Source organism: Rhodococcus sp. EPR-147, assembly GCF_001647185.1.
Taxonomy (GTDB): domain Bacteria; phylum Actinomycetota; class Actinomycetes; order Mycobacteriales; family Mycobacteriaceae; genus Rhodococcoides.
This window is the reverse complement of record NZ_LVCU01000171.1, coordinates 1-1,106: the sequence shown is the minus strand read 5'-3', so window position 1 is coordinate 1,106 and position 1,106 is coordinate 1. Positions and strand designations below refer to the sequence as shown.

Sequence of the window (1,106 nt, the reverse complement as noted above, 5' to 3'; positions counted from 1 at the left end):
TCCATCGGCCACCTCGTTCGCGGTGCCAAGGCTGCGTCCAACCCTCGTGACATGAAGAATTGGCCGGCCGATGCACGCGAGGCGTACCGCTCGATGATGACCCACTACGACGGCTACGGACTCCCAGCCGGAGACCTGACGGTTCTGCCGAAGATGCTCGGACACACGCCGACGTCGTACGAGCAGTTCGCACGGCGTTCGGCCGCTGAGCTCGGGGGCATTCCCCTCGGGGCGAGCCGATGAATCTCCGACGGTCCCGCTACCGGCCGGGCCGCTCGCTGGTGACCGGCGCAAGCTCGGGGATCGGTGAAGAATTCGCCCGAGCGCTCGCCGCCCGCGGCTCCGATCTGGTACTCGTCGCACGACGAGAAGACCGGCTGACCACACTGGCGACGGAACTCGAACAGAACCACGGAATCCATTGCCGCACAGTGGCCTGGGACCTGTCCGAGGAAGCGAGCGGACGCCGACTCCGTGAGGTGGTGCCCGAGCAGATCGATCTCGTCGTCAACAACGCAGGGTTCGCCGTGCAGGGACCGTTCGTGGACAGCGACGCCGACGACTTCGAGCGCCTCATCGCCGTCGACATCCGGGCTGTCGTGGACATCTGCTCGGCGTTTCTGCCGGACATGATCGCCCGCTCGAGCGGCACCATCGTCAACGTCGCCAGCACCACTGCGTTCCAACCCGTCCCATCACTGGCGGTGTATGCGGCCGCCAAAGCATTCGTGCTCAGTTTCAGTCAGTCGCTGTGGTTCGAGTCGGCCCAGCACGGAGTCAGAGTGTTCGCACTCAATCCGGGCCCCACCCGTACCGAGTTCTTCGATGTCATCGGAGACACCGCCGCAGCAACCGGCAGCTACCAGACACCGACCGAAGTGGTCGCCACTGCCATGCGCACACTCGATGCCAGACGGTCTCGCCCGCAGGTGGTTTCGGGCCGGATGAACACCGTTCAGGCAATCGCGGCCGGTCTGGTCCCCGCGCGAATTCTGCTGCCCGTCCTCGCCCGGATGCTCCACTAGATCCCGGCCGAACTCAGCACCGTCCAGGCACCTCACGAGGAATGTAGTGTCACCAGCATGGCCAGGGTCTCCAGATTCACA

Annotated in this window: 1 protein-coding gene and 1 pseudogene; both read left to right on the top strand. The window is 65.1% G+C overall.

Annotated elements, in window-relative coordinates:
• A pseudogene (locus A2J02_RS08805) lies at window positions 1–243 on the top strand (NmrA family NAD(P)-binding protein); the annotation flags it as partial.
• Complete coding sequence (locus tag A2J02_RS08800) at window positions 240–1,025, top strand: SDR family NAD(P)-dependent oxidoreductase (protein WP_068049363.1); 786 nt, start codon at window positions 240–242, stop codon at window positions 1,023–1,025. The pseudogene A2J02_RS08805 and the gene A2J02_RS08800, both read left to right, overlap by 4 nt.
• The last annotated feature ends 81 nt before the right edge of the window (window positions 1,026–1,106 follow it).